A 24484-nucleotide genomic window follows, 5' to 3' on the forward strand; every position below is an offset into this window, starting at 1 on the left:
CCGACGTACAGCGTCCCGTCCGATGTGTGTTCCGGTCGTCGGGGTCAGTCGGTCGCCGGTTCGGCCTCCGAGTCGGTGCTACTGGCGTCGATGCGTGCGGTCTCCGCCGCCGACTCCTCTCCGAGCGCGGTCCGAAGGCGCCCGAAAACGATACAGGCGACGTAGATGGCGACGGCGACGAGGACGATGACGCCGCCGGCGGTCGCCTCGCCGTAGTACGACAGTCCGATGCCGACGATGACGGCCAACTCCGCGAGGACGACCGACGAGAGCAGCGACCCGGTGAAACTCCGGGAGACCTGCGCCGCGCCGGCGACGGGGACGACGAGCATCGCCGCGACGAGGATGACGCCCATTATCTGCATCGCGCCGACGACGACGAGCGCCGTCAGCACGACCATCGTTCGGTTGTACCAGTTGACGGGAATGCCCGCGACCTCGGCGGCGGTCTCGTCGAAGGTGACGTACAGCAGTTGGTTCCGGGTGAGTGCGACGGTGCCGACGATGACGACGAACAGCACGAGCAGTATCGCCGCGTTCTCACGGGAGACCGTCGCGAGGTTTCCGAAGAGATACTGGTCGATGCCGACCGATAGGCCGCCGGCGTTGAGACTGATGAGCGTCGTCCCCAGCGCGAACCCAGTCGAGAGGACGATGGCCATCGACACGTCGTTGTAGGCGTCAGTCACCTCCGAGATGAGTTCGATACTTAACGCCGCTATCATCGCGACGATGATGGCGGTGAGATACGGCGAGACGCCGAAATCCAACACGGCGTTCAGGAACAGACCGACGGCGACGCCGGCGAAGGCGGTGTGGGCCAGGGCGTCACCGATGAGTGCGAGTTGGCGATGAACGAGGAACGTCCCGATGAGCGGCGCCATTACGCCGATACACAGTCCGACGAGTACCGCCCGATGCATGTACTGGTACTGGAGGAGTCCCAGGCCGGTCCACCGGGCCACATCAAACATGAACTCCGACCACTCTGCCAAGAGCCAGTAGGCGGGCGCGAGGGCGGCATCCAGTAGACTCGTCCCGGCGAGGAACGCGGGGGACGCGGTCATCCGCTCTCACCAACGGCGCTGACGGCCGTTCCGAACGTCTCCGCGAGGGCGTCGCTGTCGACGAACTCCTCGGTCGGGCCGTCGAACCGAAGCCGGCGGTTCAGACAGACGACTCGTTCGGCGTGGTCGGTGACCGCACGCAGGTCGTGTTCGACCAACAGGACGGTGATGCCGTCGTCGTTGAGCGTTTCGAGCAGTGCGTAGAAGGCGTCGACCGACTCGGCGTCGACGCCGACAGTCGGTTCGTCGAGGACGAGCAGGTCGGCCTCGCCGGCCAGCGCTCGTGCGATGAAGGCACGCTGTCGTTGCCCGCCGGAGAGTTGGGTCACGGGGCGGTCGGCGAAGGCGCTCATCCCGACGACGTCGAGAGCGCGGTCGACGATTTCCCAGTCTTCGGCAGAGAGGAGGCCGTACCCCACGTGGGGAAACCGACCCATCTTCACCACCTCACGGACGGTAATCGGCATCTCCTTTGCGGCGTTCGCCTGCTGGGCGACGTATCCGACTCGGGACCCCTCGTCGAAGCGATGGGCGGGTTCGCCGAACAGCCGGACCGAACCGCTGTCGGGTTCGAGCAGACCGAGGACGAGACGCATCAGCGTCGACTTCCCGGAACCGTTCGGGCCGACGATTGCGGCGTACTCGCCGGGGTCGATGCGGAGCGAGACGTTCTCGACGACCGGCGTCGCGGTGTAGCCGAACGTCACGTCGTCGAGTTCGGCGATGGGTCCCTCGGTCGTCATTCGAAGTTCCTCCACTCCTCGGCCCAGCCGTCGGGACCGGCGTCTTCGGGCGCTTTGTTTCCGAGGACAACTTCGAACGTCGGCATGTTGATGTTGTACGCGATTTCCTCGTATCCCCAGTCGTTTTTGACCCACTCCTCACGGACGCCGGCGTAGGGCGTCACCGGGAAGTACGCCGACACGTCCGTCTCGGCGATGAGCTGTTTGGCGGGTCGGCGGGTCTCGAAGACGCCGGCACCGACGTACTCGATGTCGTTTTCCTCGATGACGCGCTTTGCCTCCCTGATGTCGGAGGGCTTTACGTCACCGCTGGCTGCAAGATTGACGACGAGCGGCCGCATCTCGACGCCGTAGCGCGTTCCGATGTACTGGAAGGCGTTGTGTGCGGCCAACTGGACTACGTCCCGCGTCGCGGCGTCGAATATCGCCTCGTAGTCGCCGTCGATGCGGTCGAGTACGTCGCTCTTGTAGGTCTCGGCGTTGTCGCGGAGCGTCGCCTCGTGGTCGGGAGCGAGTTCGACGAACCCCTCGGTGATGTTGTCGACGGACTGCTTGGCTCGCTGGGGGTCGAGCCAGAAGTGGGGGTCCTTGCCGCGGTTCTCGCCGACGCCCTCCTCGTCGCGGTCGAGACTCGCCGCGAGGTCGACCAACTCGACGCCCTCCCGGACGTTGATGAGTTTGGTGTCGATGCCGTCGTCTTTCAGCGTCCGAATCGTCCGGTCGGCCCACGGCTGGAACTCCTCTCCGACGTGGACGAACGCGTCCGCCTCGATTACCTCTCTGGTGATACTGGAGTTCGGCTGCCAGCCGTGGCCGTGGAGTCCCGTCGGAATCAGGTTTCGGACCTCTATCGGCGTCTCTCGGGCGATTTTCCGACCGAAGTCGTAGAAACTGAAGAACGACGCGACCGCGACCGGTCCGTCGTCGCCGGCTCCCCCGGGTGCACTCGCCTCGCCGAGGCAGCCGGCGAGGCCGGCGGCTAACAGTCCGCCGCCCCCGGCGACTGCCTGCCGCCGGGTGAGGACCGGCCGGTCGCGGCCGCCGGTTCCGTGATGTGTCATTACGAAGACTTAGCCACCAGTTCATATTTAGGACTTATGGTCTAATATAGAATTTAGACTAGTCTAATCCTCTCGATTGAGGGTTCGGTGCCGAGCGCCCGTGGATTTATGTACTGTGCGGGCCGAAACTCGCATATGGCCGCGCACTGCCGGCCGGTATTGCGGAACCTGTTCGACGACTCACCGACCCCCCACATCGCGCATCCGCCGCGCACCCATCGCCGAGACTTCTACCTCGCCACCGACGGGTCCTACCGTGCGGACGGTGCTGGCGGGTTGGGTGTCGTCATCGAAACGCGCGACGGCGAGCGTGTCGCTCGCCTCTCGGTGCCCGACGCGGTACCGGACAACAACGTCGCCGAGTATCGGGCCCTCCATCTCGGTCTCGACGTGTTGGCGGCACGAGCGCCCCGAAACGCCCGCGTGGGTGTCCTCATCGACCACGACGACCTCGCGGCGAACGTCAACCGCGCGACGCTCGCCACACGGGGCCCCGACGGTCGGCCACCGCATCCGTTCCGCGTCCCCACCGAAAGCACCACCCACTGGCGGGGCATCCGTGCCCGCGTCGCCGGCTTCGGCGAACTCCGTGCGGCCCGCATCGACAGCGGCGACAACCCGGCTCATCCGCTCGCGAACACGCCCGACCAGTACGCCCACGTCAACCGCGAACCCGACCGCTGTGTCCTCCCGCGCGACGAGCGCTGGCGAGCGCCCGACGACGACCGGTACCCGCCACCGTCCCGTGCCGACCGCGACCGCTCCAACAACTTCGTCGGCGGCGGGTCGGCTAGCGATTAAAAACCCAGCTTACTAACACCCACTTTTTACTCCCTCGGGTGTCCTCGCGCGCCTCCGGCGCGCTGCGGGCACCACTCGGTCGCAAAAACTTGGGGAAAAACGACCCGACGCCTCGCTACGCTCGGCGTCGGCGAACCGCTCGCTCCCTACGGTCGCTCGCGGATGCCTACCCGCTACCGATGTAGAATATCCGCGCGAGCGAAGCGAGCGCGGTTCGCGGCGACGAACGATAGCGAGACGCGACCGGAGGGAGCGTCTCGGAAAAGCGAACGGCGAACGAAGTGAGCCGTGAGCCAAGTGAGTCGCCGTAGCGAGTGCCGACTAACGCGCCCGTAGGGCGCGGCTGGAGGCTCTCGCGCATATTTTCCCCAAGTTTTTGCCGAGAACCGGTGTCGCGCGCCGGATGGCGCGCGACCCGCGTTCTCGTGCAAAAAGTGGCTAGTCGTCGTCGACCGTCAACTGCTCTAAGACGGCGTCGGGCATCTGTCGCCGCATCTCGTCGGGAATCCCGTCGGGCGCATCCGGGCGGTTGGCGGGTTCGGGTTTCAGTCCGGGGCCGAACAACTGAAGGGCGGTGTTGATGGTCGTCCAGTCGTCGTTCTCGGCGGCGTCCCGGAGGCTCTGTGTCGGCGCGGAGAGAATCTGCCCGACGAGCGCGTCGGCCATCGATTCGAGGATTTCCTGCTGTTCGTCGGTGAGGCCGTCGTCGGACTCGGCTTCGAGTTTCGAGACGGCGGTTCGGAGTTCTCGGGCTTTGATGCGCTCTGCGCCCTCGTACATCGCCCCGATGACCTGGTCGGCGCGCTTGCGCTTGTACTGGGCGATGAGGTGGTCGAACTCCTCGTCTATCATCGCTTCGACGGTTTCTGCGGCTTCACGCCGCTGGCTACGCGTTTCGTCGGTGACCGACTGCAGCGAATCGAGGTCGTGGAGTTCGACCTCGTCGACGGTTCGCGCCGCCGGCGTCACGTCACGCGGCTGGGCGATGTCGATGATGAGCGTCTCGCCGACCTCTTCGAGCGTGTCGCTGTCGAGGACGTGGTCGTCGCTGCCCGTCGCGGTGACGACGATGTCGGCCTCTTCGACGGCAATCGGGAGGGCGGCGAGGCCGACGGCAGCGGCAGAATCGGTGTCGAGTTCCTCAACGATGTGTTCGGCGTGTGGGAGCGTCCGGTTGGCGACGACGACACGGTTGACGGCGTCGTCGAGCGCGCGGGCCGCCAGCGTCGCCATCTTTCCGGCGCCGACGACGAGTGCGGTCGCGTCGGCGAGGTCACGCTCGCTTTCGGCGAGTTCGACGGCGGCCGACCCAAGCGAGACGACGCCCTCGTTGATTGCGGTCTCGCTGCGGGCGCGTTCGCCGACGTGCAGCGCCTTCAGTACGGCGTCGTCGAGCGTCGACCCGATGCCGCCAGCGCCCCGAGCAGCCTCGTAGGCTTCCCGGACCTGTCCGATAATCTGGTCTTCGCCGATGACGAGCGATTCGAGGCCGCAGGCGACCCGCATCAGGTGCCGGAGGCTCTCTTCGTGGCCCAACTCGCGGGTCGCCCCCGGGTCGACGCCGACGAGGTACTCGTCGAGCGCCTCGCGGGCGGTTTCGGCCTCGTCGGCGACGACGTAGGCCTCCGCGCGATTGCAGGTCTGGAGGACGAACGCCTCCGAGACACCGGGACGCTTCAGAAGCGCCTCGACGGCCTCGCGTTCGGAGGTCTCGCAGGCGGCTTCGATTTGCTCGACGCTCGCGTGGCTGTATGAGACGCTGACCCCAGCGATGATTCCGGTTCCGATGTTCACTCCTTGTCACCCAACGCCGATTCGACGACGGCGTCTACTGTTCGTCGTGGCTTAGCCCCGCCTGTACCTAAAACCTTCCAAACACGCGGCGATTGCACGACGGCTCGGACTGCATCCCGACGAGCACTCGCGTCGACGCCGCGTCGTTTCAGTTCCTCGCGCACCTCGGCGGTCAACGTCGCCAACTCACCCGCGCCGTCGATGTCCGACTGGATGCGCTTTCGGAGTTCCTTCGATAGCGCGGGACTCGCACCGCTGGTCGACACCGAGACGACCACGTCGTCGTCCCGGACCGTCGCGGGAACGACCACGCTGCCCACCTCGCGGTCCCCGGAGCGGTCGGCGCGGTTGATGAGAACCGAACGCTCCTGTGCGGCCGCCTCGACGGCGTCGTTGACCGCCGCGTCGTCTGTCGCCGCCACCACGAGCGCCGGGTCGACTCGTTCGACCCACACCGGCACGTCCTCGGCGGTCGGCGCCGCTCGTACTCGGTCCGCGTCGCCGTAGTCGTCGGCCGGGAACTCGGGGCTGACGACGACGACGCGCGCCTCGCGGGCGAATCGCCTGGCCTTCCTGGCCCCGACCGGCCCGCCGCCGACGACGAGCACCGTCTCGTCCGTAAAGTCGTGATACAGCGGTATCATCGGGTTCGGCTACTCCGTGTTCGCATCGGCGCGTTCGTCCAGTCGGATACCGGTCTTCTTCAGTATCTGCGTCGAGAACAGCGTATCCCAGTCGTCGTCGCCGACGTCCCAGAAGGACTCCATCGTCTCTTTGACCTGCTGGATGCGCTGTTGACTTTCTTCTTCGCTCCGGCCGTGTGTCATCGCGAAGAAGTTGTACGGCCAGACGCCCTCGTGACGCGGCCGACGGTAGCAGTGCGTGACGAAATCCAGCGACGCGACTTCCGGCCCGACCTCCGAGACGAGGTCGTCGGGGACGTTCCAGACGGTCATCCCGTTTTCCGTGTAGCCGAGACTGTAGTGGTTCGGAATCACACCGACACGGCGGACCTTCCCCTCCTCGTTGAATCGCTTGATTGTGCTGGTGACCCACTCGGTGTCGACGCCGAGTTCTTCGGCCACGTCGGCGTACGGCGTCGCGGTGACGGGCAGGCCGCCCTGAACCTCGACGATGAGGTCCCGCTCTTCGGGGGTGAGCGTGTCCCGTTCGACCGGTTCGACGGCAGGGCCGAGGTCCGAGCAATCGAGGTCGCCGTCGGGAATCGGGCCGTCGAGGAGGAACTTCGCCTCGACGCGGAACTCCTCGCGCTTCGGGAGGTTGTACGTCTCTTGGCCGGTTTCAGCTTCGATGTCTGCCAACACGCGGTCGACGGCGTCGGGGTCGGCCACCGAGACGACGAACCACATGTTGAGATGGGGGTGTTCCCGTTCGTAGTTGTGGGCGACCTCTCTGTGGGCGTTGACCTGGTCGGCCACCTCCTCGAAGCGCTCCTCGGGTGCGTGCATCGCCACGAGCGTCGCCGCACCGCCGATTTCCTGGGCGTTGATGAGCGCGCCGAAGCGCGTCAACACGCCGTCGTCATCGAGTCGTTGGACCCGTTCAAGGAGTTCCTCGCCAGTCACGCCGATGCCGCGCGCCCGAAGCGCTTCGGCGGCGGGGTCGAACGGGGATTCGACGACGGGAAAGCCGCCCTGGAAGGCGTTGATGATGGCCCGGTCGATGCGGTCCAGTCCGGCGGTGGCGCTCATTGTCGGTACTCGGAGTTTCGGGACAATAACGGCGTCGGCTAGCGACGGTTTCGGGGGCGTTCGGAACCCTGTAGCGGTTGCCTCGCCACGACCCTTTATACGGTCTCCGCGAGTACGAAAGAGTGTATGCGCATCCTTGTCGTCGGCGGTACGGGCTTCATCGGCGAGAACCTGTGTCGAGAGTTGCACCGGCGGGGACACGACGTGACGGCGCTGTCGCGTTCCCCGAACGAGGCCGACCTGCCGAGTGGCGTCGAAACCGCCATGGGCGACGTGGCGGCGTACGACTCCATCGAAGCCGCCTTCGAGAGCCAAGACGCCGCCATCAACCTCGTCGCGTTGTCGCCGCTGTTCCGCCCGAAAGGCGGCAACGACAAACACTTCGAAGTCCATCGCGATGGCACCGAAAACGTCGTCCGCGCGGCCGAGGAACACGGCGTCGGAAAACTGGTCCAGATGAGTGCCCTCGGCGCCGACCCCGACGGGAACACGGCCTACATCCAATCGAAGGGCCTCGCCGAGGCCATCGTCAAGGAGTCGGGACTCGATTGGGTCATCTTCCGACCCTCCGTCGTCTTCGGGGACGGCGGCGAGTTCGTCTCCTTTACGAAGAAACTCGCTCCGCCGTATCTCACCCCGCTTCCCGGTGGCGGGAAGACCCGGTTCCAGCCCATCTGGGTCGGCGACCTCGTTCCGATGCTCGCCGATGGGCTGGAGGGTGTCGAACCGACCAACGAAGACGACACCGAAGACGAGGGACCGACGCCGGCCATCCGTCGTGTCGACGACTCGGAGGACGCGGGTGCCGAAGAGCAGGAGCCACACGTCGGCGAAACCTATGACATCGGCGGCCCGGAGGTGTTGACGCTGGCGGAAGTCGCGAAACTGGCCCACGCGGCCGACGACAAGCCTATCGACGTGGTGCCGGTTCCGATGGCGCTGACGAAAATCGGGCTGCGACTCGCCGATTTCGTCCCCGGTGCGCCGATGGGGTCGGACCAGTACCGTTCGCTGCAGTTCGACAACACCACCGACGACAACGACATCGACGCCTTCGGCCTCACTCCCGAGGACATGACGACGCTGGCCGACTATCTCGGCGTCGACCCCGAGACGTTGGACGACTGATACGTAGAGGGCGGTCGAATCGTCATCTCAGCGTCTGACTCGGGCCGAAAGCTTATCCTTCCCGTGGGACGCTATCCGGGACAAGTGACGTTATGAAACTCGCAATGATCGGCTTCGGGCAGGCCGGCGGGAAAATTCTCGACCGGTTCCTCGAATACGACTCTACCCGCGGGACGGGCATCATCGGCCACGCCGTCGCCGTCAACACGGCGAAGGCGGATTTGATGGGCCTGGACTACGTACCGAACGAGAACCGGGTTCTCATCGGCCAATCGGTCGTGAAGGGCCACGGTGCCGGCACCGAACCGGAGCTGGGCGAACGATGCGCCCGCGAGGACATGGAGGAGATTCAGACGGCCATCGACACCATGACGAGCAGCGAAATCGACGCGTTCCTCATCATGGCCGGCCTCGGCGGCGGCACCGGCAGCGGTGGTGCGCCCATCTTGGCCGAACACCTCCAGCGACTGTACGTCGAACCCGTCTACGGGCTCGGTATCCTCCCTGCCCGCGACGAGGGAGGCATCTACAACCGCAACGCGGCGCGGTCGTTCCAGGAGTTCGCCGAAAGCGTCGACAATCTGCTCACCTTCGACAACGACGCGTTCAAAACCGGCGGCGAGAGCCTCGGCGAGGGGTACGCCGAAATCAATCAGGAAATCGTCGCTCGCTTCGGCGCGCTGTTCTCCGCGGGCGAGGTCGAGGCGATGGGCGACGACGTGGCCGAAAGCGTCGTCGACGCCTCCGAAATCATCAACACCCTCGGCGACCACGGCATCACCTCTATCGGCTACGCCAGCGAGGAAGTCGAATCCCAGAGCAAGGGACTGCTCGATAGGTTCCGCGGCAACAACGACGGCGACGGCCTCGAAAGCTCCGGCGACGCGACGAACCGAATCACCTCACTCGTTCGTCGGGCAACGCTCGGAAAGCTCACGCTGCAGTGTGAAGTCGACAGCACCGAACGGGCGCTGTTGCTCGTCTCCGGTCCGCCGAAGGCGCTCAATCGAAAGGGCATAGACAAAGCGCGGAAGTGGCTCGAGGAGACCACCGGCTGTATGGAGGTGCGGGCCGGCGACTACCCGCTCCCCAACGAGAACCGGGTGGCGGCAATCGTCGTCCTCTCGGGGGTGACCGACGTCCCGCGCGTCAAGGAGATGCAGCGGATGGCCATCGAGGCCGAGGAGAACGTCGAACAGCTCCGAGCGAAGAGCGAGGAGGACTTAGACGACCTCATAGAGTACGGCGACGATGAGGAGTAGCCAGTTCATCGCGGGCCTGTTCGCCTGCCTGCTCGTCGGTGCGCTGTTCGCCGGGCCGGCGGCAGCCGTCGACAGCACCAGCGACGACATGCCCGAGGAGGCCGAGGTCGGAACCACCGTCGAGGCAACCGTCGAACTCACGCAGTTGTTCGACGAGTTCGAACAGTGGACGCTGCGCGCGGAGACGAACATGACGAACGTGACGTGGACAGTCCGGCAGTTCGACCAGGCGGGCAATCAGGTCGACCAGACGTCCGCCGACGGCCAGTCCGTCGAGACGCAGGTCGACATCGAGGACGGCACGAACCGAATCGAGGTCGAAATCCGTGGGACTGCGCCCGAAATCGAGAACCTGAGCTACGACCCGCCACAGCAGTTCCGGTTCGCCGAGTTCACGCAGGTCCGCGAGGGCGGCACGACCAACGCCATCGACAGCTACGAGGTCCACCACTACACGACCGACAGCAAGGAGGCCCGCGAAGCCATCGACAGCGCCCGCGAGGCCACCGGAAGTTCGGGCTCCGGCGACGCCCAGGAATCCCTCGATAGCGCCATCGACGCCTACGAGGCCGGGAACTTCGACAACGCGATTCGAAACGCCGAACGGGCCGAGAACGAAGCCTCCCAGAGCGCGACGCTCCGAACCGGCCTCATCGTCGGTGCCGTCGTCGTCGTCGCCTTGCTCCTCGTCGGCGGGGGTTACTACCTGTATAAATCCCGCCAGCAGGCCCCGAGCAGACTGCGGTAGATGAACGTCTACGTCCCGTTCGCGGCGCGGGAGCCGAAGACGCGACTCGCCGACGCCTTCGAACCGGACGAACGGGCCACCTTCGCCCGCGCGCTGCTTCTCGACGTGTGTGATGCGATTTCTCGAACCGGTCGAGAACCGACCGTGCTGGCGACCGACTCGGTCGACTGTCCGTACCCGGTCGTCGTCGACGACCGGCTGCTCACCGACGCGGTGAACGCCCGTCTCGACTCGCCGGTCGCCGTCGTGATGGCCGACCTCGGGTTGGCGAACGCCGTGGCGCTGGAACGGCTCTTCGAGGCCGACGGCGACGTCGTCATCGCCCCGGGACTCGGCGGCGGGACGAACGCCCTCGTCGTCCGACACCCCGACTTCGAAGTCGACTACCACGGCGCCTCGGTTCGGGACCACCGCCGTATCGCCCGCGGAATCGGCACGGAGGCGACGATGGTCGACTCCTTCCGGCTGGCCGTCGACATCGACGAACCACGCGACCTCGTCGAACTGCTCCTCCACGGCGAGGGACGGGCCCGCGAGTGGCTCGAAGACGCCGGGTTCGCCGTCCAGCGCCGCGACGGGCGGGTGGGTATCGGCCGGGACGCCTGAGACCCACGCCGCCCCGCCGCAGGCGAGTCCTTTAATGCACTCTCCCTCCGACCGAGGAGTGTGTTCGGAGCAGGCGAGTACGGTGTCGAGGTAACCGTCGAGGAGGCGGCCGTCGAGCGACTGCTCGATACCACGCCCGCCGACGTTTCGAGCGCTCCCGAGTTGACGTTCGCGCGCAACGTATTCGTCCCGCTGACGACCGCCTGTCGCTATACATGTACCTACTGCACCTACTACGACCCACCGGGACAGGCGTCGCTGCTGTCGCCTGAAGAAATCCGCGACATCTGCCAGCGCGGTGCCGACGCGGGGTGTACGGAGGCGCTTTTCACCTTCGGCGACGACCCCGACGACCGGTACACGGCGATTCACGAGCAACTCGCGGAGTGGGGTCACGACTCGATTCACGCCTACCTCCGGGAGGCCTGCGAAATCGCTCTCGACGTGGGACTGTTGCCCCACGCCAACCCCGGCGACCAGACCCGCGAGCAGATGGAACTGGTCGCCGACGTGAACGCCTCGATGGGCGTGATGTTGGAGACCACCGCCGAAGTGCAGGCCCACGGCGGGCCGCGGGCGAAGGAGCCGGGCCAGCGACTCGCCACCCTCGCTACCGCGGGGGAACTCGGCGTCCCGTTCACGACGGGCATCCTCGTCGGCATCGGCGAATCCTGGCAGGACCGCGCCGAGAGCATCCTTGCGATTCGGGACCTCCAGGAGCGCTACGGCCACATCCAAGAGGTCATCGTCCAGCCCGTCGTGAACAACGACCGCTGGCAGAGCGGGTCGCCGGACGTCGAAACCATGCGCAGAGTGACGGCGATGGCACGGGTCGGCCTTCCCGAGGAAGTGAGCGTCCAGTCGCCGCCGAATCTCGCGCCCGTTCGGGAGTTACTCGACTGCGGCATCGACGATTTGGGCGGCGTCTCGCCGGTCACCGACGACCACATCAACCCCGAGTACGCGTGGCCACAACTGCGTGAACTGGAGTCAATCGCCGAGGAGGCCGGCGTCCCGCTGAACGAGCGGCTTCCGGTGTACGAACGGTACATCGAAGACGGGTGGCTCTCCGAGCGCATCGAGGCGGCGCTGGACGCCGACGATGCCGCCGGGGAACGCTACCGGGCGCTGTTGGTTGATTAACGCGACACCAGGGGCGTGCCGTCGGCGTTCAGCCCCAACTCCGGCCCGTGGGGGCCGTCCTCGGGGTCGATGCGGCGGCGTTTCTCGTAGTCCGTCGAGCGCTCGACGGGAACGCGTCCGATGGCCGAAATCATGTCCACGTACTCCTGGAACGACCGGAACTCCCCGTACTCGCCGCCGGCGCGTTTCGTGATTTCCTCCGAGAGGATGGTGCCCATGAAGTCGTCGGCGCCACAGGAGAGCATCTTCAGCCCTTGAGCGTCGCCGTATTTCACCCACGACGACTGGATGTGCTCGACGTTGTCGAGATACAGCCGTGAGACGGCTATCATCAGTTCGTCCTCGTGGACGGTCGCCCCGGAGTCGACCATTCCGCGTTCGGCCAGCGGGGTGTCGTGGTGGACGAACGACAGCGGGACGAACTCGGTGATGTTCCCGGTTCGGTCCTGTAACTCTCGAATCCGGTCGAGGTGCAGCGCGCGGTGGGCCTCGTTGTCGACGTGGCCGTACATGATGGTCGCGGTGGTGTCTAACCCCACGTTGGCGGCGGCTTCCATCGCCTCAAGCCACTCGCCGGTATCGATTTTCGCCGGACAGATGACCTCCCGGACTTCGTCGACGAGGATTTCGGCGGCGGTGCCTGGTACGGAGTCGAGGCCGGCGTTCTTCAGACGGCGGAACACCTCTTCGTAACTCCAGTCGGTGCCGCGGCGGGCGTGGTAGGCCTCCTCGGGCGTCATCGAGTGGACGTGGACGCCGTCGACGGCCATCGCCCGAATCTGTTCGACGTACGTTCGGGGGTCGACCTCGTACTCTTCGGGTGGGCGGTAGTTGAGGTCGCCGCGGTCGCTCGATTCGAGTATTTCGCGGTGTTCGTCGTCGAGCGCGAAGGCGGGGTGGAGTCCCGACACCGAAGTCACCTCGTAGATGCCGCGTTCGACGGCATCTCGGACGATTTCCCGCGACTCGTCGGGCGTCTTCGTGAAGCCGCCGTGGTCGTCCTGGTAGGTCGTGCGGAACTGCTCGGAGCGGTCCTTGAAGTTACAGAACAGACACCCGGTGTTGCAGGCGGTCGTGATGTTGTTGTTGAGGTTGGCGACGAACGTGACTTCCTCGCCGACGACCTCGGCGCGACGGCGGTCGGCGGCCTCTAACACTTGCTCTTTGCGTTCGAGGTCGATGCCGTCCCGCTCGGTTCCGGTGGTCAACAACTCGATGGCATCGTCGACGTCGAGTCGGTCGCCGCTCCGTGCCTTCGCGAGGGCGTTCTCGAAGGATTGCTCCGTCTCGGGGCGGTGTTCGAACTCGAAGGAATCCCGCGGGACGTTCGCCGACGCCTCGAACGCGTCCATACCTCACCTCTCCACTCGAACGTCAAAACCCCACCGGGTAGCGGCAGTCCGGTCAGTTGTCGGCGGGCCGTCGTCGGAGAGACCGCCCAACTGATATGCGCCGGCACCGACGGGCCGGATATGCTCATCACGCTCGAAGGTATCGACGGCAGCGGGAAGACGACCGTCCGGGAGGCGCTGGCCGACAGCCATCCCGAGGCGGTGTTCACCCGCGAGCCGACCGAGTCGTGGTACGGTGAGGCCGTCAACCGCTCCATCAACGACGACGCTGCCGACCCGATGGCGGAGTTGTTCCTCTACACCGCCGACCACGCCGACCACCTCTCCCGTGTTGTTCGCCCGGCGCTGAACGAGGGCAAGACCGTCATTTCCGACCGGTATTCGGATTCCCGGTACGCCTATCAGGGGGCGACGCTTTCGGGTGTCGTCAAACAGCCGATGGCGTACATCAAGGGCGTCCACGAGCCGTTCACCCGGAAGCCCGACGCGACGCTGTACTTCGACGTGCCGCCGAAGACGGGTGCCGACCGCGCGGGCGCGACGAACAAGTTCGAGGCCGCCGACTACCTCGAAGCAGTCCAGCAGAACTACGAACGACTCATCGACGCCGAACCGAACCGGTTCGTCCGTATCGACGCCACCCAGTCGCCGGAGGAAGTCATCGCGTCGGCCGAGCGAGTGGTCGCCGACCTCCTCGATTAGAGCGTATCGGGAACCTCGACTTCGTCGGGCGAGGGCATCCAGAAGTAATCGAAGGCGACGCCGAGCGTCAACGGTAGCAGGATGGCGACGCCGACGACCGTCGTCGTCGACCCGAGGTTCGGACCGAGGGCCTGCCCCAACACGAGCGTGAGGACGACCAATGCGAGCGGCGTGAGCAACAGCGTGTAGAGGGCACCGCCCCACCGGGTGTTCAGTCGGACGCGGAACACGCGCGTGAGGACGGCGGCGACGAGCGTGTTGACGCCGATGAGGACGAGCAATCCCACGGCTTCGAACACCGAGACCATACCGTCCGTAGGTGGTCGAGACTCTTTGCTCTGTCTCTCCGGCGTCACCTCTTTGCTCGCCGCCCGCGGAGGGGGCGTATGCACCGTGTCCTCGGCGAGCGGGACCTCTCGGCGGTCGATTCCGACCTCGCGCGACGCCTGTTGTGCGAGATGGTTCGGGCTCGCATCTTCGACGAACGAGCCTTTGCGCTCCAGCGACAGGGGTGGATGAGCGGCTATCCGCCGTTTCGCGGACAGGAGGCCTCACAGGTCGGCGCGGCGACGGCGATGGCCGACGGCGACTGGCTGGTGCCGACGTATCGTACCAACGCCGCCCAGTTGACCCGCGGTGTCCCGATGGCCGACATCCTTCGATTTCGGCGTGGCTACCCGGAGTTCGGGTCGGACCACGACCTGTCCATTCTGCCGCAGGCGGTCCCCATCGCCTCCCAGATCCCACACGCCGTCGGCGTCGGGATGGCCGCGACCCATCGCGACACGGACGAGGCGGTGCTGTGTTACTTCGGCGATGGCGCGACCTCAGAGGGGGATTTCCACGAAGGGCTGAACTTCGCGGGGGTCTTCGAGGCGCCGGTCGTCTTCTTCTGTGAGAACAACGGCTGGGCCATCTCGACACCGGAATCCGCCCAGACTGCAAGCGACACCATCGCAAAAAAGGCCGACGCCTACGGAATCGAGGGCGTTCGTGTCGATGGCAACGACCCGCTTGCGACCTACGAGGTCGTCACCGAGGCGCTGTCGATGGCCCGCGAAGGACGGCCCGTCCTCGTCGAGAGTCTCACCTACCGACAGGGGCCCCACACCACCAGCGACGACCCCGAACGCTACGCGGACCGAGACACGTTCCCCGAGTGGCGGACGGCCGACCCAATCGAGCGCTTCGAGGCGGCACTCGGTGAGGCCGGCATCGTCGACGAGGGGTTCATCGAGGACACCCGCGGGCGGGCCGAGGAAACCTTTGCGGCCGCCAAACGTGAGGCCGAAACCGCCGACTCGACCCGCGACCCCGAGGACCTCTTCGATTCGGTGTACGAGATGGCTCCGCCGATTTTCGAGGCTCAGCGGAGGGAACTGAGCGAGTGGTTCGAGCGCCACGGCGACCCCTACGAGAACGAGTAGCCGACGGTGCCTTCGGTCGTCACTCCAGACAGACGTAGGTCTTGGTGTCGTCGACGTTGTCGAGTTCTCGAACCTTCGTGGCCACGCCGTTGATAACGTCGTACACTTCCTCGGCCTCGGCCTCGACGATGACGTCGAAATCGCCGGCCACGACGTTCGCGTCGGCGACGTGTCTCAGTCCGCGAACCGTCCCCAAGAGCGACTCGGCGTGTCCCGAACCTGCCTTCACCATGATGAACGCACGGACCATGGTACCGATTCGCAGGGACTGGCGAAAAAACTTTCCCGCCGCTGTGTTCCGCGAGCGGTGAGGTTCTCCCCTCCCCATGACACGGAGTAACATTATTGGGGCCGGTCGGCGTACGGTATGCCATGAGATTCGTTATCGTTGGTGCCGGTCGGGTCGGAATGCGGACCGCCCGGGTGCTGCGTGAGGAGGACCACGACGTCGTCATCATCGAACCCGACGAGACGAAGGTGAGCAGACTCGACGACGAGGGGTTCGATGTCGTGCAGGGCGACGGCAGCGACGAGGAGACGCTGTTGGCGGTCGGCCTCGAGGATGCCGACGGCATCGCCGGCCTCTCCGGTGACCTCGTCGTCAACTTCGTCGCCTGCATGATAGGGAAGACCCACGACTGCCGGACGGTCCTCAGGGTCGACGACGACTACCGCGAATACGTCGTCCAGAAGTACGCCTCCGACGTCGACGAGGTCATCTACCCCGAGCGACTCGGTGCCATCGCCGCGAAGAACGCTCTCGTCGGCGGCAACATCCGTGCCGTCGCCGACATCGCCCAGAACCTCCAACTCGTCCAGTTGACCATCACGCCGGAGTCGCCGATGCGTGGCTACTCGTTGACGGAACTCGAACTGCCGGCTGACTCCCGACTGCTCGCCTTCGGGAAAGCCGACGGCAGGCTAGAACTCCCCGGTCCCGACGATTCACTGGAGGCCGGCGACCGGGTCGTCATCATCGCCGACTTCAGTGTCCTCCGCGACGTCGAACAGATTATCGTGGGTGAAACGAGTCAAGTTACGGCAACGGGGGGTGCCTGACCATGGTCGTCGCCTACGTGATGGTGAAAGCCCACACCGGGGAGGCCGACCGACTGAAAAACGACATCGAGGCCATCGACGGCGTCGTCTCGGCGCACATCGTCGCGGGCGACGTTGACATCATCGCCAAAGTGGAGGTCGATTCCCCCGCCGACGTCAAGGACATCGCGGCCACCACCGTCCAGAACCTCGACGGCGTCGAGGACACGCGGACGTACGTGGCGATGGAGTGACGAGACATCCGAAGACGTCCCCGCCGCCGTACGCTTTTTATCCGTCCCTGCCGTAGTGTGTGTATGATTCACGTTCGGGGGTCGGCACGGGGGACCGATTTGACCGGGACGCTGTTCGAGCGTGGTGAGGACCCACCGGAGTTCCGGGGGGCGCCCGACGACGACGCGCCGTACGTCTGGGTGTGTGATGCCTTCTATCAGGTCGACAGCGGCGGGACGACCCAAGAACTCGGCGAGGAGGAGGTCCAAATCGCCTTCGAATCGCCGATGCCGCGGGGGTTCGAGACGCGGGAAGACGCAATCGAGGCCGCCAAAGAACACGTTCGGACGCAGTTCGCTCGCCTCGGCGTTCCCGAAGAGGAGGTGACCGTCGAGGTCATCGAAGTCGCAGACGAGGTCGCAGGCGCCTAAGCGACCAGTCCCCAACGTTCGTCGTCGTAACTGCGGTCGCGTTCGGCGTCGAAGCGCTCCTCGATTGCACGCCCGAGTGCGGCTTTCTCCTCGCGGCTGATGCGGGCGAGTTCGTCGGCCTTGGCGACGGCGAGCGGCGGGCCGCGTTCGTGGGCCACGTCCCGGAGCAACTGCATCGCAATCGCCTCCCGTGTCGTTTCGTCGCGGGTGAAGACGGCGGGGGCCTCCACGCGAAAGAGGAGTTCGTCTCGGGGGTCGTAGATGCAGAAGAACGTCACCTCGTAGTCGGCGGGGTCGCGTTCGCGTTCGACGCCGACGGCGTCGCCGTCGGCCGACAGCGGTTCGTCGACGCCGCACCGGGAGACGAACCAGTTGGTGAACGTGAGACAGTCGGTCCGGGTTTCTCCCTCGTCGTCGGTCCGGCGGAGCGCCCGCTCGAAGAACGCGCCGTCGTCGACCCACGGGGCGCGCTCTTTGTTGCGGACCGCGCGGGTGATGGCCTTTGAGGCGCTGTTCTTGACGAAGCCGACAAGTGGAACGCCGCGGTCGGCGAACGTCTCGACCAACTCGACGTACCCCTCGATTACGTCCCGCGGGCGTTCGTCCTCGATGAGTAGGTCGGCGAGTTCCGGGTGTCGGTCGGCCCACGCGAGCAGTCCTTTCGGGTAGATGGGGCCGTCGAGAATGAGCAAGTCGTCGACCACCTCCGACTGCGTTCGGGCGTGGGTCACCTCCGCGAGATACAAAGACAGCGCGTGGACGACTGCCTCCTCGTAGCGGTTGACGTGCGGCGCCTGCAGGATACGACCGCGGGAGTATCCGCCGTCGAACACCGTCCAGTCGTCCTCGCCACAGTCGACGGTCGCGTCGTTGGAGTGAACCGTCGCGACGACCGACCGGGCACGATGGAGGTCGAGTTCGGAGGGGACGGCGGCCATCGCCGCCTGTGCCACGTCGAGAACGAGGCCGTTCGTGAACGTCGTCGGGTTGATGGTGCCGGAATCGAGGCCGTGTTGGGTCGGGAACGGGGCTTCCTGGAGGGCGGCATCCTCGGCGTCGATGCGGCGGCGTCGCAACTCACCCACGGGTTCGATGACGCGCCGGCCGTCGTACCACAGCGGGTCGAGGAACTCCTCGAACACCGTCTCGGCGAAGGAGTCATGGTCCGTGGCGTCGACCTGCTGGCTGATGCGCCCCGCCAGTTGGGCGATGCCGTCGAAGTGGACCGGGTCGAGGGTCATGGGCTATCTGTGTCGCTTTCGGTGTTAAATGGTCGGTGGCCAGGCGTTCACTCAGTCCCCGAGGTCGAGTATCTGTCCCAGCGTGCGCTCGGGGTCGTCGTTGCCGAGCGCCGACTCGACGAGGAGCCGACCGCCGAGAACGGAGGGACTCAACACCACGTCGGCGCCCGCTCGGCGGAGTTTCCGGACGTTCTCGCGGTCGGTGGCCGCGGCGACGATGCGGAGGTCGGGGTTGAGTTCGCGTGCGGTCAGAATCGACAGCGCGTCCTGTGCGTCGTCGTTCGTCGCGGCGATGAGCGCCGTCGCCCGCTCGATGTGGACGCGCTGGAGCGGCTCCTCGTCGCTGGGGTTGCCGGTGACGACCTCGAACCCGTGGTCCCGGAGGTGTTTGGCCTTCTCGGTGTCGCGGGTGACGACCACCGAGGCGTCGCGGTTGAGGTTTTCGAGTATCGGTTCGGTCAGTTCGCCGTATCCGAGGACGATGTAGTGGTCGTCCAACAGGTCGAGTTGTTTGTCGCTCATGTTTCCGAGTGCGGTCGCGAGGCGGGCCTCGATGAGTGGGCCGAGCAGAGTACCGAGGGCGACACCGAAACTGGCGACGCCGGTGAGCAGGACCGACATCGAGAACAGTCGCCCGAGCTGTGTCGTCGCCGTGATGTCGCCGTAGCCGACGGTCGAAGCGGTGACGAGCGTGAAGTAGAAGGCATCGAGGACGGTGTTCACCTGCGGGAACTCATCGCGCAGCGCGTACGTGCCGATGGTGCCGTAGGCTTGGACGCCGACGATGGCCGCCAGCGAGGCCAACTGTGTCGTGTTGAGGTCGACGCGCCGGTCGAAGTACCGGCGGTTGAGGAGGACTGCTGGAAGGGAAAGCACCGACAGGGCGACGAGCGGAAGCGAGAGGACGCTCGACTGCGCCAACCCCTGAAGGGCCGTCACGGGCAGTAAAACGACCGTCGACGACCACGCCACTCGGTAGCCGCGTCGGAGACCGTAGACGCTGACAAGCATGCCGAACCCCGTCATCGTCCCGGTGAACCCGGCCGTCCGAGCGACGTACCCCGGAATGATGGTGGCGAGCGGCCCGGAAATCGTCGTCGCACCGATGTTGACGAGGCCGGTGACGACCGACAGCACGGCGACGACCGTCGTCGACAGCACCGCCGCTTGGGTCCGTAACAGCGTCGGTGTCTCGTGTCGTCTCTCCGGTTCGGCCGCCATACTGTCGTCTCAGCTACGGCCACGATAAAACCTCTCCGCTCTCGTCCGACTACGGTTCGCCGCTGTCGGAGCGGTAGTAGTTTAACGTCGCGGGGTCTCAGGGGGTCCATGGTTCAAGCGCTCCCCGTCGAGATTCTGCTGGGTATCTATCTCGGCATCCTGACGGGAATCTTCCCGGCGCTCATTGCGTGGGGGCTCGGATTCATCTTCAAATATTTCACCGGTGTCTCCATCCCTGCCTTCGGTGTCATCGTTCTCTCGCTGGCGATTGCGGGTATCAACGGCGGACTGCTGGCACTGAACGACCCGGCGGTTCTCGCCTCCGGTCCCCGAGTCGTCATCGCACTCGTCGTCGTGTTGATGGTCTCGATGTACGCCCACTCGAAGGGCGACCAGATGGGTGCGACGTTCCCGAAACGGCTGTCGCTGTCGAAGTTGCGGGAGCGGACGCTGTCGAGCGACGTGGTCGACCTCGTCGGCTCCCGCGGCGAAGTCCGTGTCGAGGTCATCGGCGAGGTCATCGACATGGAGGGGTATCCGCCGCTGTCCGAGGAGACGCGAACGGCCATCAAGACCGGCGAGTGGCGGCTCCCTGCGGACCTCCCGATTTCGGAACTCGAGACGCGCTTCGCCGACCGACTGAAGACGGAACTTGACCTCGCCGACGTTTCGGTGTCGATCGACGAGCGTGGGCGAGCGACGGTCATCGCCGCGCCGCCGCTGTCGGGCATCTCCAAGCGAGTCCCGACCGGTAAACGGGCCGTCTCCCTCGACGTGCTCGTCCCCACGGGGGTCGCTCGGGGTGACGAGGTACTCGTCGTCGCGGATGGGCTCTCCGTCGAGGGGACCGTCGTCGCCGCCCGCTCCGGGACGAAAAAAGAGGAGTTGAAGACCGACGGCGGAACTGAGGAGGTCACACCCCCCGTCAACGTCCCGACGACGACGGGTGGGGATGGCCGTGTCACCGTCGCGGTCGCTCGCAGCGACGCCGAGAAACTGCTCTCGGCCCAGCGGCCGAAAATCGTCGTGACCGCCCGTGGAACCCGCCGGGAGTTCGAACTCATCTCGTTGCTTCGACAGGCCGGCAAGCGTTTCCGGAAATTCACGGTCAAGCCGACCAGTTCCCTTGCGGGGTCGACGCTGGCTGGGGCCAATGTCCGTGATAACCACGATGTCGCAGTACTGGCGGTCAAGCGCCCCAACGGCTGGCTGGTCGCCCCGCGTGGGGCGACGGAGCTATCGGCCGGCGACGAACTGTTCGTCGTCGGGACACGCGAGGCGCTCAACGCCTTCGAGGGGGTGGTCGGATGACCCTTGCACAACTCGCCATCGTCGAGGGGTTCCTCGTCGACGTGGCGCGTGTCGCGGTGTTGGTGCTGCTCGCTGGGGTGTTAGGCGCAATCGTGGGACTGATTCATCGGTGGTACGCCAACGAACAGGTTCCGGACGGTCTGACGGTACTCATAGGGCTCAGCAGCGTCGCACTGTATCTGAACACTGCCGGTGCGCTCGGTGAGGTCATTGGCGGTACCGGCGGGGACTTACTCGCTTTGGAGATGGTGGCCTACAACACCATCACGCTCTTCCTTTCGGGTGTCACGGCGAGTGCGGGTGGGCGAGTCGGCGACCGAGCAGGTATCAGCGTCTTCGCCGTCTCGGGACGGAAATCCGTCGAGCAGGACGTGAGTCGCATCGTCAAGTCCGTCGGCCGGGTGACCACCGTCGAGGTGCCGGACGACATCGAGGACATTGACGGCTACGAACCCGTCGACTCGGCGACGAAGGACAAACTCGCCGGTCAGACGCTGCTGTTCCCCCGGCGACTCACCGTCGAAGAGTTACAGACACGGTTCGTCGAGCGGCTCCGCATCGACTACGACGTCGGGTACGTCGACGTGGAGTTCGCCGAGGACGCGAGCATCGAATACCTCGCGTTGGGACGGCGGGAATCCGGTCTCGGACCGACGCTACCGCCCGGTAGTGCTGCCGTCGCCGTCAGGGCGGACCCGCCGAACAACGCCAGTCCCGGCGACGCCGTTCAGGTCTGGACGACCGGCGACGGGGAGGAAGCGTCGCCACACCGGGTGACGAACGCGGAGCTCCGGGGCACGGCCGAGGACGTGGTGACCCTGACGATGGACGAGCGGGATGCACGGCGCTTCGACACCGAGCGCCGATATCGACTCGTCACTCTCCCCGTCGAGGCTCGAACAGACAGGGAGTTCGCCGCCCAGTTGCGCGCCGCCGAGGAGACGACGACTGCAGTCACAATCGAGTCAGGAAGTCCCCTCGTCAACTCCAGTGTCGGCGCACTCGACATCGCCGTCGTCGCGGTCCGAACGTCTGCTGGCGATATCGAGGCGATTCCGCCGCGAAGGCGACCACTCGCTCCCGGCGAGACGGTGTACGCTATCGCTCGTCCGGCACAACTCCGTCAACTGGAGGCGGCTGCCGCGGTGGACGGCCAGTAGTCGTTACAGACAAACCTACCCGCCTCCCAGTAGGAGTATGGCCGACGACCCGATAGACCCAAGCGACATCGGCGAAGGGGATGCACCCCCAATCGAGGAGGCACCATACAAAATCATCTTCGAGGCGAACAAGTGCATCGCCGCGGGCAAGTGTGCGGAGGTGTCGACTAACTGGGAGATGGACATCACGACCGGCATCGCCAAGCCGGACGTGTACTTCTTCGGAGAGGGGAACCTCGAACACAACATCCGTGCGGCCGAGGCCTGTCCGGCGAAGAAGGACCGAGGCGTCATCCACGTGGTCGACCGTCGAACGAACGAAGAAATCGCTCCCGACCCCCACGGTGACGGCACGCTGTCGGTCGACTGGTAACCACGAAAGCAGCAGTTTTGACGAACACAGGTGGCCGTTCGTAGCCCGAACACCACCATTCTCGTTCACCAGTCCGCTTTCTTCGGCAACAGGGCCGAAGAACGTGTAACATCAGTGTGGTTGTTTCCCCTATATATTTATATCCAGAACGCAGGTGGGCAAGTATGGCGCGAAACGACAGCCAGGACAACGTCAATCAGAACCGGCGGCGGCTCCTCCAAGCGATGGGCGCCGCCGGTGCGGCTGGACTCGCCGGTTGTTCCGGTCTCGGTGGCAACGGAAACGGCAACGGCGACGGAAGCGGTCTCCCGGACGACCTCCAACAGCAACTCAGCGACGGCTTCGAGGAGGCGGGCTTCGAGACGCCGTGGGAAGGCGAAATCATCACCAACGAAAACCCCGAACGCGTCCAGTGGGCGCAGGTCATCCAAGAGGAACTCAACGCCACGGAGTTCTTCGACATCGAACTGAACCAGTTCGAGTGGACGACCTACGTTGGCCGCGTACTGGCCGAGGATTCCGCCGAAGACGAGGCGCTCGTCTGTCTCGGTTGGTCTGCCGGCTGGGACCCCGACGCGTACATCCGGAACCTGTTTCACAGCGACCAGCACACGCCTGCCTGTTGTAACGTCAACCACTTCTCCGACGAGGAAATCGACACCCTCATCGACGAGGGGACGTCGACGACCGACATCGACGAGCGGGCCGACATCTATCAGGATGCCCAGGAATCTATCGTCGAGTCCTCGCCGGTGGCGTTCATCCGCTACGGCGAGGAAATCGACGCCTTCCGGTCGGCGGCGGTCGAGGGCTGGCAGACCTACCCCATCAACGGCGGCAAGTACTACAGCGTCTACGCGCCGTGGGCGGGCGTTCACGCGGAAGTCATGGGTGACAACGCCGGCGACGAGAACGAACTCATCGCGACGTTCTCCGCCGACGTGGCCAACACCGACCCAACCGAGCAGAACGACACCACCTCGACGATGTCGACGAACCTCGTCTACGAGGGTGTGATGGGCGTCGACTACAACGGCGAACCGCAGATGATGCTCGCCGAGGACCTCGAACAGGTCAGCGAGACGGAGTACGTGTTCACGCTTCGTGAGGGCGTCCAGTTCCACCCCAGCCAAGAGTTCGACTTCGACGGCCGCGAGTTGACCGCCGAAGACGTGAAGTTCTCCTGGGAGCGGTATCTCGGCACGACGCGAGAGGCCGACGTCGGCGACTGGCTCGGCGTCCCCGACACGCCCGAGGGCGAATCCGCCGACTCCTTCGAGGGAACGCTCACCGTCGAAGGCGACTACACGCTGCGAGTCGAACTGCCCGAGGTGTACGCGCCGTTCCAGTTCACCGTCGGCGATGCACTCATCGTGCCGCGGGAGGCTGGCGAGGACGGCCCCCTCGACCTCTCGACGGAGCCCATCGGGACGGGTCCTTACCGCCTGGACCAGTACGACCCCGACGAGCTGTGGCGTCTGACGGCGTTCGACGACCACTGGTACGACGGCTCCGGCGACGTGCCGGCCGACCAGCCCATCGAGACGGCGACGTTCCGCATCATCACCGAGAGTTCCGCTCGCGAGGCTGCACTCCGCGGTGGCGACGTGGACCTCGCCCAGCCGCCGCAGGGCAGCGTCTCGGCGCTCCAAGAGGAGAGCGACTTCTCGGTCACGAGCCGCATCGCCGGCGGCTTCGACATGTTCATCTACCCGATGAACGCCGATACGCCGTTCCAGAGTCAGGACGTCCGACTCGCGGCCAACCGACTCATCAACCGGCCCGGCATCGTCAGCGCCGTCTACGACGGCATCGGTACCCCAGCGTACTCACCGATTTCGCCACTGGCGGGGTCGTTCACATCCGAAGAGTTCAACCAACGCATGGGTGACGAGTACTCGCGGTACTACGGCGCCGAATAACCCGGCC

26 protein-coding genes are annotated in these 24484 nt (G+C 65.5%); 15 read left to right on the forward strand and 11 right to left on the reverse strand.

Features of this window, described 5'->3' with window-relative positions:
• Positions 1-44 precede the first annotated feature (44 nt).
• The 3 genes from NMP98_RS16870 to NMP98_RS16880 are packed head-to-tail and all read right to left on the reverse strand — an operon-like array spanning position 45 to position 2871.
• On the reverse strand, positions 45-1067 hold the full coding sequence (locus tag NMP98_RS16870) for a metal ABC transporter permease (protein ID WP_254859020.1): 1023 nt from the start codon (positions 1065-1067) through the stop codon (positions 45-47).
• Entirely contained in the window at positions 1064-1810 is a 747-nt protein-coding gene (locus NMP98_RS16875; protein WP_254859021.1) for a metal ABC transporter ATP-binding protein, read from the reverse strand. Before NMP98_RS16875 ends, NMP98_RS16870 begins: the two co-directional genes overlap by 4 nt.
• Complete coding sequence (locus NMP98_RS16880) at positions 1807-2871, reverse strand: metal ABC transporter substrate-binding protein (protein ID WP_254859022.1); 1065 nt, start codon at positions 2869-2871, stop codon at positions 1807-1809. The genes NMP98_RS16875 and NMP98_RS16880 overlap by 4 nt, the downstream gene beginning before the upstream one ends.
• A gap of 135 nt (positions 2872-3006) precedes the next feature.
• Here NMP98_RS16880 and NMP98_RS16885 point away from each other — a divergent pair, with 135 nt between their 5' ends.
• Positions 3007-3672, forward strand: coding sequence for a ribonuclease HI (locus NMP98_RS16885; protein ID WP_254859023.1), 666 nt, complete (start codon positions 3007-3009; stop codon positions 3670-3672).
• A 438-nt stretch (positions 3673-4110) separates the two neighbouring features.
• On the opposite strand, the gene hemA is transcribed toward NMP98_RS16885, so the two are convergent.
• The 3 genes from hemA to ahbB are packed head-to-tail and all read right to left on the reverse strand — an operon-like array spanning position 4111 to position 7178.
• The gene (gene hemA / locus NMP98_RS16890; protein WP_254859024.1) at positions 4111-5466 is read right to left on the reverse strand and encodes a glutamyl-tRNA reductase; all 1356 of its coding nucleotides are present in this window, start codon (positions 5464-5466) and stop codon (positions 4111-4113) included.
• Complete coding sequence (locus tag NMP98_RS16895; RefSeq protein ID WP_254859025.1) at positions 5463-6110, reverse strand: precorrin-2 dehydrogenase/sirohydrochlorin ferrochelatase family protein; 648 nt, start codon at positions 6108-6110, stop codon at positions 5463-5465. Before NMP98_RS16895 ends, hemA begins: the two co-directional genes overlap by 4 nt.
• 9 nt (positions 6111-6119) lie before the next feature.
• Positions 6120-7178: a siroheme decarboxylase subunit beta gene (gene ahbB, locus NMP98_RS16900; RefSeq protein ID WP_254859026.1), complete on the reverse strand. Its 1059-nt coding sequence runs from the start codon at positions 7176-7178 to the stop codon at positions 6120-6122.
• Positions 7179-7304: 126 nt separating this feature from the next.
• Between ahbB and NMP98_RS16905 the strand changes: the two genes are divergently transcribed.
• From NMP98_RS16905 to cofG, 5 genes are all read left to right on the forward strand, one after another.
• Entirely contained in the window at positions 7305-8306 is a 1002-nt protein-coding gene (locus NMP98_RS16905; RefSeq protein ID WP_254859027.1) for a complex I NDUFA9 subunit family protein, read from the forward strand.
• Between the two features lie 92 nt (positions 8307-8398).
• Positions 8399-9568: a tubulin/FtsZ family protein gene (locus tag NMP98_RS16910; protein ID WP_254859028.1), complete on the forward strand. Its 1170-nt coding sequence runs from the start codon at positions 8399-8401 to the stop codon at positions 9566-9568.
• Entirely contained in the window at positions 9558-10316 is a 759-nt protein-coding gene (locus tag NMP98_RS16915) for a hypothetical protein (protein ID WP_254859029.1), read from the forward strand. The genes NMP98_RS16910 and NMP98_RS16915 overlap by 11 nt, the downstream gene beginning before the upstream one ends.
• Positions 10317-10922: a 2-phospho-L-lactate guanylyltransferase gene (gene cofC / locus NMP98_RS16920; RefSeq protein ID WP_254859030.1), complete on the forward strand. Its 606-nt coding sequence runs from the start codon at positions 10317-10319 to the stop codon at positions 10920-10922.
• A gap of 60 nt (positions 10923-10982) precedes the next feature.
• Positions 10983-12065: a 7,8-didemethyl-8-hydroxy-5-deazariboflavin synthase subunit CofG gene (cofG, locus tag NMP98_RS16925; RefSeq protein WP_254859031.1), complete on the forward strand. Its 1083-nt coding sequence runs from the start codon at positions 10983-10985 to the stop codon at positions 12063-12065.
• Here the strand turns inward: cofG and cofH are convergent.
• Entirely contained in the window at positions 12062-13417 is a 1356-nt protein-coding gene (gene cofH / locus NMP98_RS16930; RefSeq protein WP_254859032.1) for a 7,8-didemethyl-8-hydroxy-5-deazariboflavin synthase subunit CofH, read from the reverse strand. The two genes, cofG and cofH, sit on opposite strands and share 4 nt — an antisense overlap.
• Before the next feature lie 120 nt (positions 13418-13537).
• Between cofH and tmk the strand changes: the two genes are divergently transcribed.
• On the forward strand, positions 13538-14119 hold the full coding sequence (gene tmk / locus NMP98_RS16935) for a dTMP kinase (protein ID WP_254859033.1): 582 nt from the start codon (positions 13538-13540) through the stop codon (positions 14117-14119).
• Here tmk and NMP98_RS16940 read toward each other — a convergent pair.
• Positions 14116-14427, reverse strand: a complete 312-nt coding sequence (locus tag NMP98_RS16940) for a DUF7991 family protein (protein WP_156709299.1) — start codon at positions 14425-14427, stop codon at positions 14116-14118. The genes tmk and NMP98_RS16940 overlap by 4 nt on opposite strands.
• A gap of 78 nt (positions 14428-14505) precedes the next feature.
• Between NMP98_RS16940 and NMP98_RS16945 the strand changes: the two genes are divergently transcribed.
• Complete coding sequence (locus NMP98_RS16945; RefSeq protein WP_254859034.1) at positions 14506-15546, forward strand: thiamine pyrophosphate-dependent enzyme; 1041 nt, start codon at positions 14506-14508, stop codon at positions 15544-15546.
• Positions 15547-15565: 19 nt separating this feature from the next.
• Here NMP98_RS16945 and NMP98_RS16950 read toward each other — a convergent pair whose 3' ends face one another.
• Positions 15566-15796: an Lrp/AsnC ligand binding domain-containing protein gene (locus NMP98_RS16950; protein WP_254859035.1), complete on the reverse strand. Its 231-nt coding sequence runs from the start codon at positions 15794-15796 to the stop codon at positions 15566-15568.
• A 122-nt stretch (positions 15797-15918) separates the two neighbouring features.
• On the opposite strand from NMP98_RS16950, the gene NMP98_RS16955 reads away from it, so the two are divergent.
• The 3 genes from NMP98_RS16955 to NMP98_RS16965 all read left to right on the forward strand — a co-directional run bounded on the left by NMP98_RS16955 (position 15919) and on the right by NMP98_RS16965 (position 17249).
• Positions 15919-16605: a potassium channel family protein gene (locus tag NMP98_RS16955; protein ID WP_254859036.1), complete on the forward strand. Its 687-nt coding sequence runs from the start codon at positions 15919-15921 to the stop codon at positions 16603-16605.
• A gap of 2 nt (positions 16606-16607) precedes the next feature.
• Positions 16608-16838 carry an Lrp/AsnC family transcriptional regulator gene (locus NMP98_RS16960; protein ID WP_254859037.1) on the forward strand — a complete coding sequence of 77 codons (231 nt, stop codon included), beginning with the start codon at positions 16608-16610 and terminating at the stop codon, positions 16836-16838.
• A gap of 63 nt (positions 16839-16901) precedes the next feature.
• Positions 16902-17249 (forward strand): DUF7113 family protein, encoded by a 348-nt coding sequence (locus tag NMP98_RS16965; RefSeq protein WP_254859038.1) that lies wholly within the window; start codon positions 16902-16904, stop codon positions 17247-17249.
• Here the strand turns inward: NMP98_RS16965 and NMP98_RS16970 are convergent.
• Together NMP98_RS16970 and NMP98_RS16975 are read right to left on the reverse strand one after the other, a co-directional pair.
• Positions 17246-18490, reverse strand: coding sequence for a DNA double-strand break repair nuclease NurA (locus tag NMP98_RS16970; RefSeq protein WP_254859039.1), 1245 nt, complete (start codon positions 18488-18490; stop codon positions 17246-17248). The two genes, NMP98_RS16965 and NMP98_RS16970, sit on opposite strands and share 4 nt — an antisense overlap.
• A 51-nt stretch (positions 18491-18541) precedes the next feature.
• The gene (locus NMP98_RS16975; RefSeq protein WP_254859040.1) at positions 18542-19711 is read right to left on the reverse strand and encodes an NAD-binding protein; all 1170 of its coding nucleotides are present in this window, start codon (positions 19709-19711) and stop codon (positions 18542-18544) included.
• A gap of 108 nt (positions 19712-19819) precedes the next feature.
• On the opposite strand from NMP98_RS16975, the gene NMP98_RS16980 reads away from it, so the two are divergent.
• From NMP98_RS16980 to NMP98_RS16995, 4 genes are all read left to right on the forward strand, one after another.
• Positions 19820-21022, forward strand: a complete 1203-nt coding sequence (locus NMP98_RS16980) for a TrkA C-terminal domain-containing protein (RefSeq protein WP_254859041.1) — start codon at positions 19820-19822, stop codon at positions 21020-21022.
• A complete protein-coding gene (locus NMP98_RS16985) occupies positions 21019-22182 on the forward strand; it encodes a DUF8167 domain-containing protein (RefSeq protein ID WP_254859042.1) in 1164 nt (387 codons plus the stop codon). Before NMP98_RS16980 ends, NMP98_RS16985 begins: the two co-directional genes overlap by 4 nt.
• Before the next feature lie 37 nt (positions 22183-22219).
• Complete coding sequence (locus tag NMP98_RS16990; protein ID WP_254859043.1) at positions 22220-22555, forward strand: ferredoxin; 336 nt, start codon at positions 22220-22222, stop codon at positions 22553-22555.
• A 164-nt stretch (positions 22556-22719) separates the two neighbouring features.
• Positions 22720-24477, forward strand: a complete 1758-nt coding sequence (locus tag NMP98_RS16995; RefSeq protein WP_254859044.1) for an ABC transporter substrate-binding protein — start codon at positions 22720-22722, stop codon at positions 24475-24477.
• Positions 24478-24484 lie beyond the last annotated feature (7 nt).

The organism is Natronomonas gomsonensis, from assembly GCF_024300825.1.
GTDB lineage: Archaea > Halobacteriota > Halobacteria > Halobacteriales > Haloarculaceae > Natronomonas > Natronomonas gomsonensis.

Excerpts from the sequence above, each read along its gene's own strand:
- NMP98_RS16970 (WP_254859039.1), bottom strand. The coding sequence starts at position 18,490 with ATGACCCTCGACCCGGTCCACTTCGACGGCATCGCCCAACTGGCGGGG.
- NMP98_RS16950 (WP_254859035.1), bottom strand. The coding sequence starts at position 15,796 with ATGGTCCGTGCGTTCATCATGGTGAAGGCAGGTTCGGGACACGCCGAG.
- NMP98_RS16940 (WP_156709299.1), bottom strand. The coding sequence starts at position 14,427 with ATGGTCTCGGTGTTCGAAGCCGTGGGATTGCTCGTCCTCATCGGCGTC.
- NMP98_RS16960 (WP_254859037.1), top strand. The coding sequence starts at position 16,608 with ATGGTCGTCGCCTACGTGATGGTGAAAGCCCACACCGGGGAGGCCGAC.
- NMP98_RS16880 (WP_254859022.1), bottom strand. The coding sequence starts at position 2,871 with ATGACACATCACGGAACCGGCGGCCGCGACCGGCCGGTCCTCACCCGG.
- NMP98_RS16990 (WP_254859043.1), top strand. The coding sequence starts at position 22,220 with ATGGCCGACGACCCGATAGACCCAAGCGACATCGGCGAAGGGGATGCA.
- cofC (WP_254859030.1), top strand. The coding sequence starts at position 10,317 with ATGAACGTCTACGTCCCGTTCGCGGCGCGGGAGCCGAAGACGCGACTC.
- NMP98_RS16905 (WP_254859027.1), top strand. The coding sequence starts at position 7,305 with ATGCGCATCCTTGTCGTCGGCGGTACGGGCTTCATCGGCGAGAACCTG.
- NMP98_RS16875 (WP_254859021.1), bottom strand. The coding sequence starts at position 1,810 with ATGACGACCGAGGGACCCATCGCCGAACTCGACGACGTGACGTTCGGC.
- NMP98_RS16955 (WP_254859036.1), top strand. The coding sequence starts at position 15,919 with ATGAGATTCGTTATCGTTGGTGCCGGTCGGGTCGGAATGCGGACCGCC.
- cofH (WP_254859032.1), bottom strand. The coding sequence starts at position 13,417 with ATGGACGCGTTCGAGGCGTCGGCGAACGTCCCGCGGGATTCCTTCGAG.
- NMP98_RS16910 (WP_254859028.1), top strand. The coding sequence starts at position 8,399 with ATGAAACTCGCAATGATCGGCTTCGGGCAGGCCGGCGGGAAAATTCTC.
- NMP98_RS16965 (WP_254859038.1), top strand. The coding sequence starts at position 16,902 with ATGATTCACGTTCGGGGGTCGGCACGGGGGACCGATTTGACCGGGACG.
- tmk (WP_254859033.1), top strand. The coding sequence starts at position 13,538 with ATGCTCATCACGCTCGAAGGTATCGACGGCAGCGGGAAGACGACCGTC.
- NMP98_RS16915 (WP_254859029.1), top strand. The coding sequence starts at position 9,558 with ATGAGGAGTAGCCAGTTCATCGCGGGCCTGTTCGCCTGCCTGCTCGTC.
- NMP98_RS16870 (WP_254859020.1), bottom strand. The coding sequence starts at position 1,067 with ATGACCGCGTCCCCCGCGTTCCTCGCCGGGACGAGTCTACTGGATGCC.
- NMP98_RS16985 (WP_254859042.1), top strand. The coding sequence starts at position 21,019 with ATGACCCTTGCACAACTCGCCATCGTCGAGGGGTTCCTCGTCGACGTG.
- NMP98_RS16885 (WP_254859023.1), top strand. The coding sequence starts at position 3,007 with ATGGCCGCGCACTGCCGGCCGGTATTGCGGAACCTGTTCGACGACTCA.
- NMP98_RS16975 (WP_254859040.1), bottom strand. The coding sequence starts at position 19,711 with ATGGCGGCCGAACCGGAGAGACGACACGAGACACCGACGCTGTTACGG.
- NMP98_RS16980 (WP_254859041.1), top strand. The coding sequence starts at position 19,820 with ATGGTTCAAGCGCTCCCCGTCGAGATTCTGCTGGGTATCTATCTCGGC.
- NMP98_RS16995 (WP_254859044.1), top strand. The coding sequence starts at position 22,720 with ATGGCGCGAAACGACAGCCAGGACAACGTCAATCAGAACCGGCGGCGG.
- NMP98_RS16895 (WP_254859025.1), bottom strand. The coding sequence starts at position 6,110 with ATGATACCGCTGTATCACGACTTTACGGACGAGACGGTGCTCGTCGTC.
- NMP98_RS16945 (WP_254859034.1), top strand. The coding sequence starts at position 14,506 with ATGCACCGTGTCCTCGGCGAGCGGGACCTCTCGGCGGTCGATTCCGAC.
- ahbB (WP_254859026.1), bottom strand. The coding sequence starts at position 7,178 with ATGAGCGCCACCGCCGGACTGGACCGCATCGACCGGGCCATCATCAAC.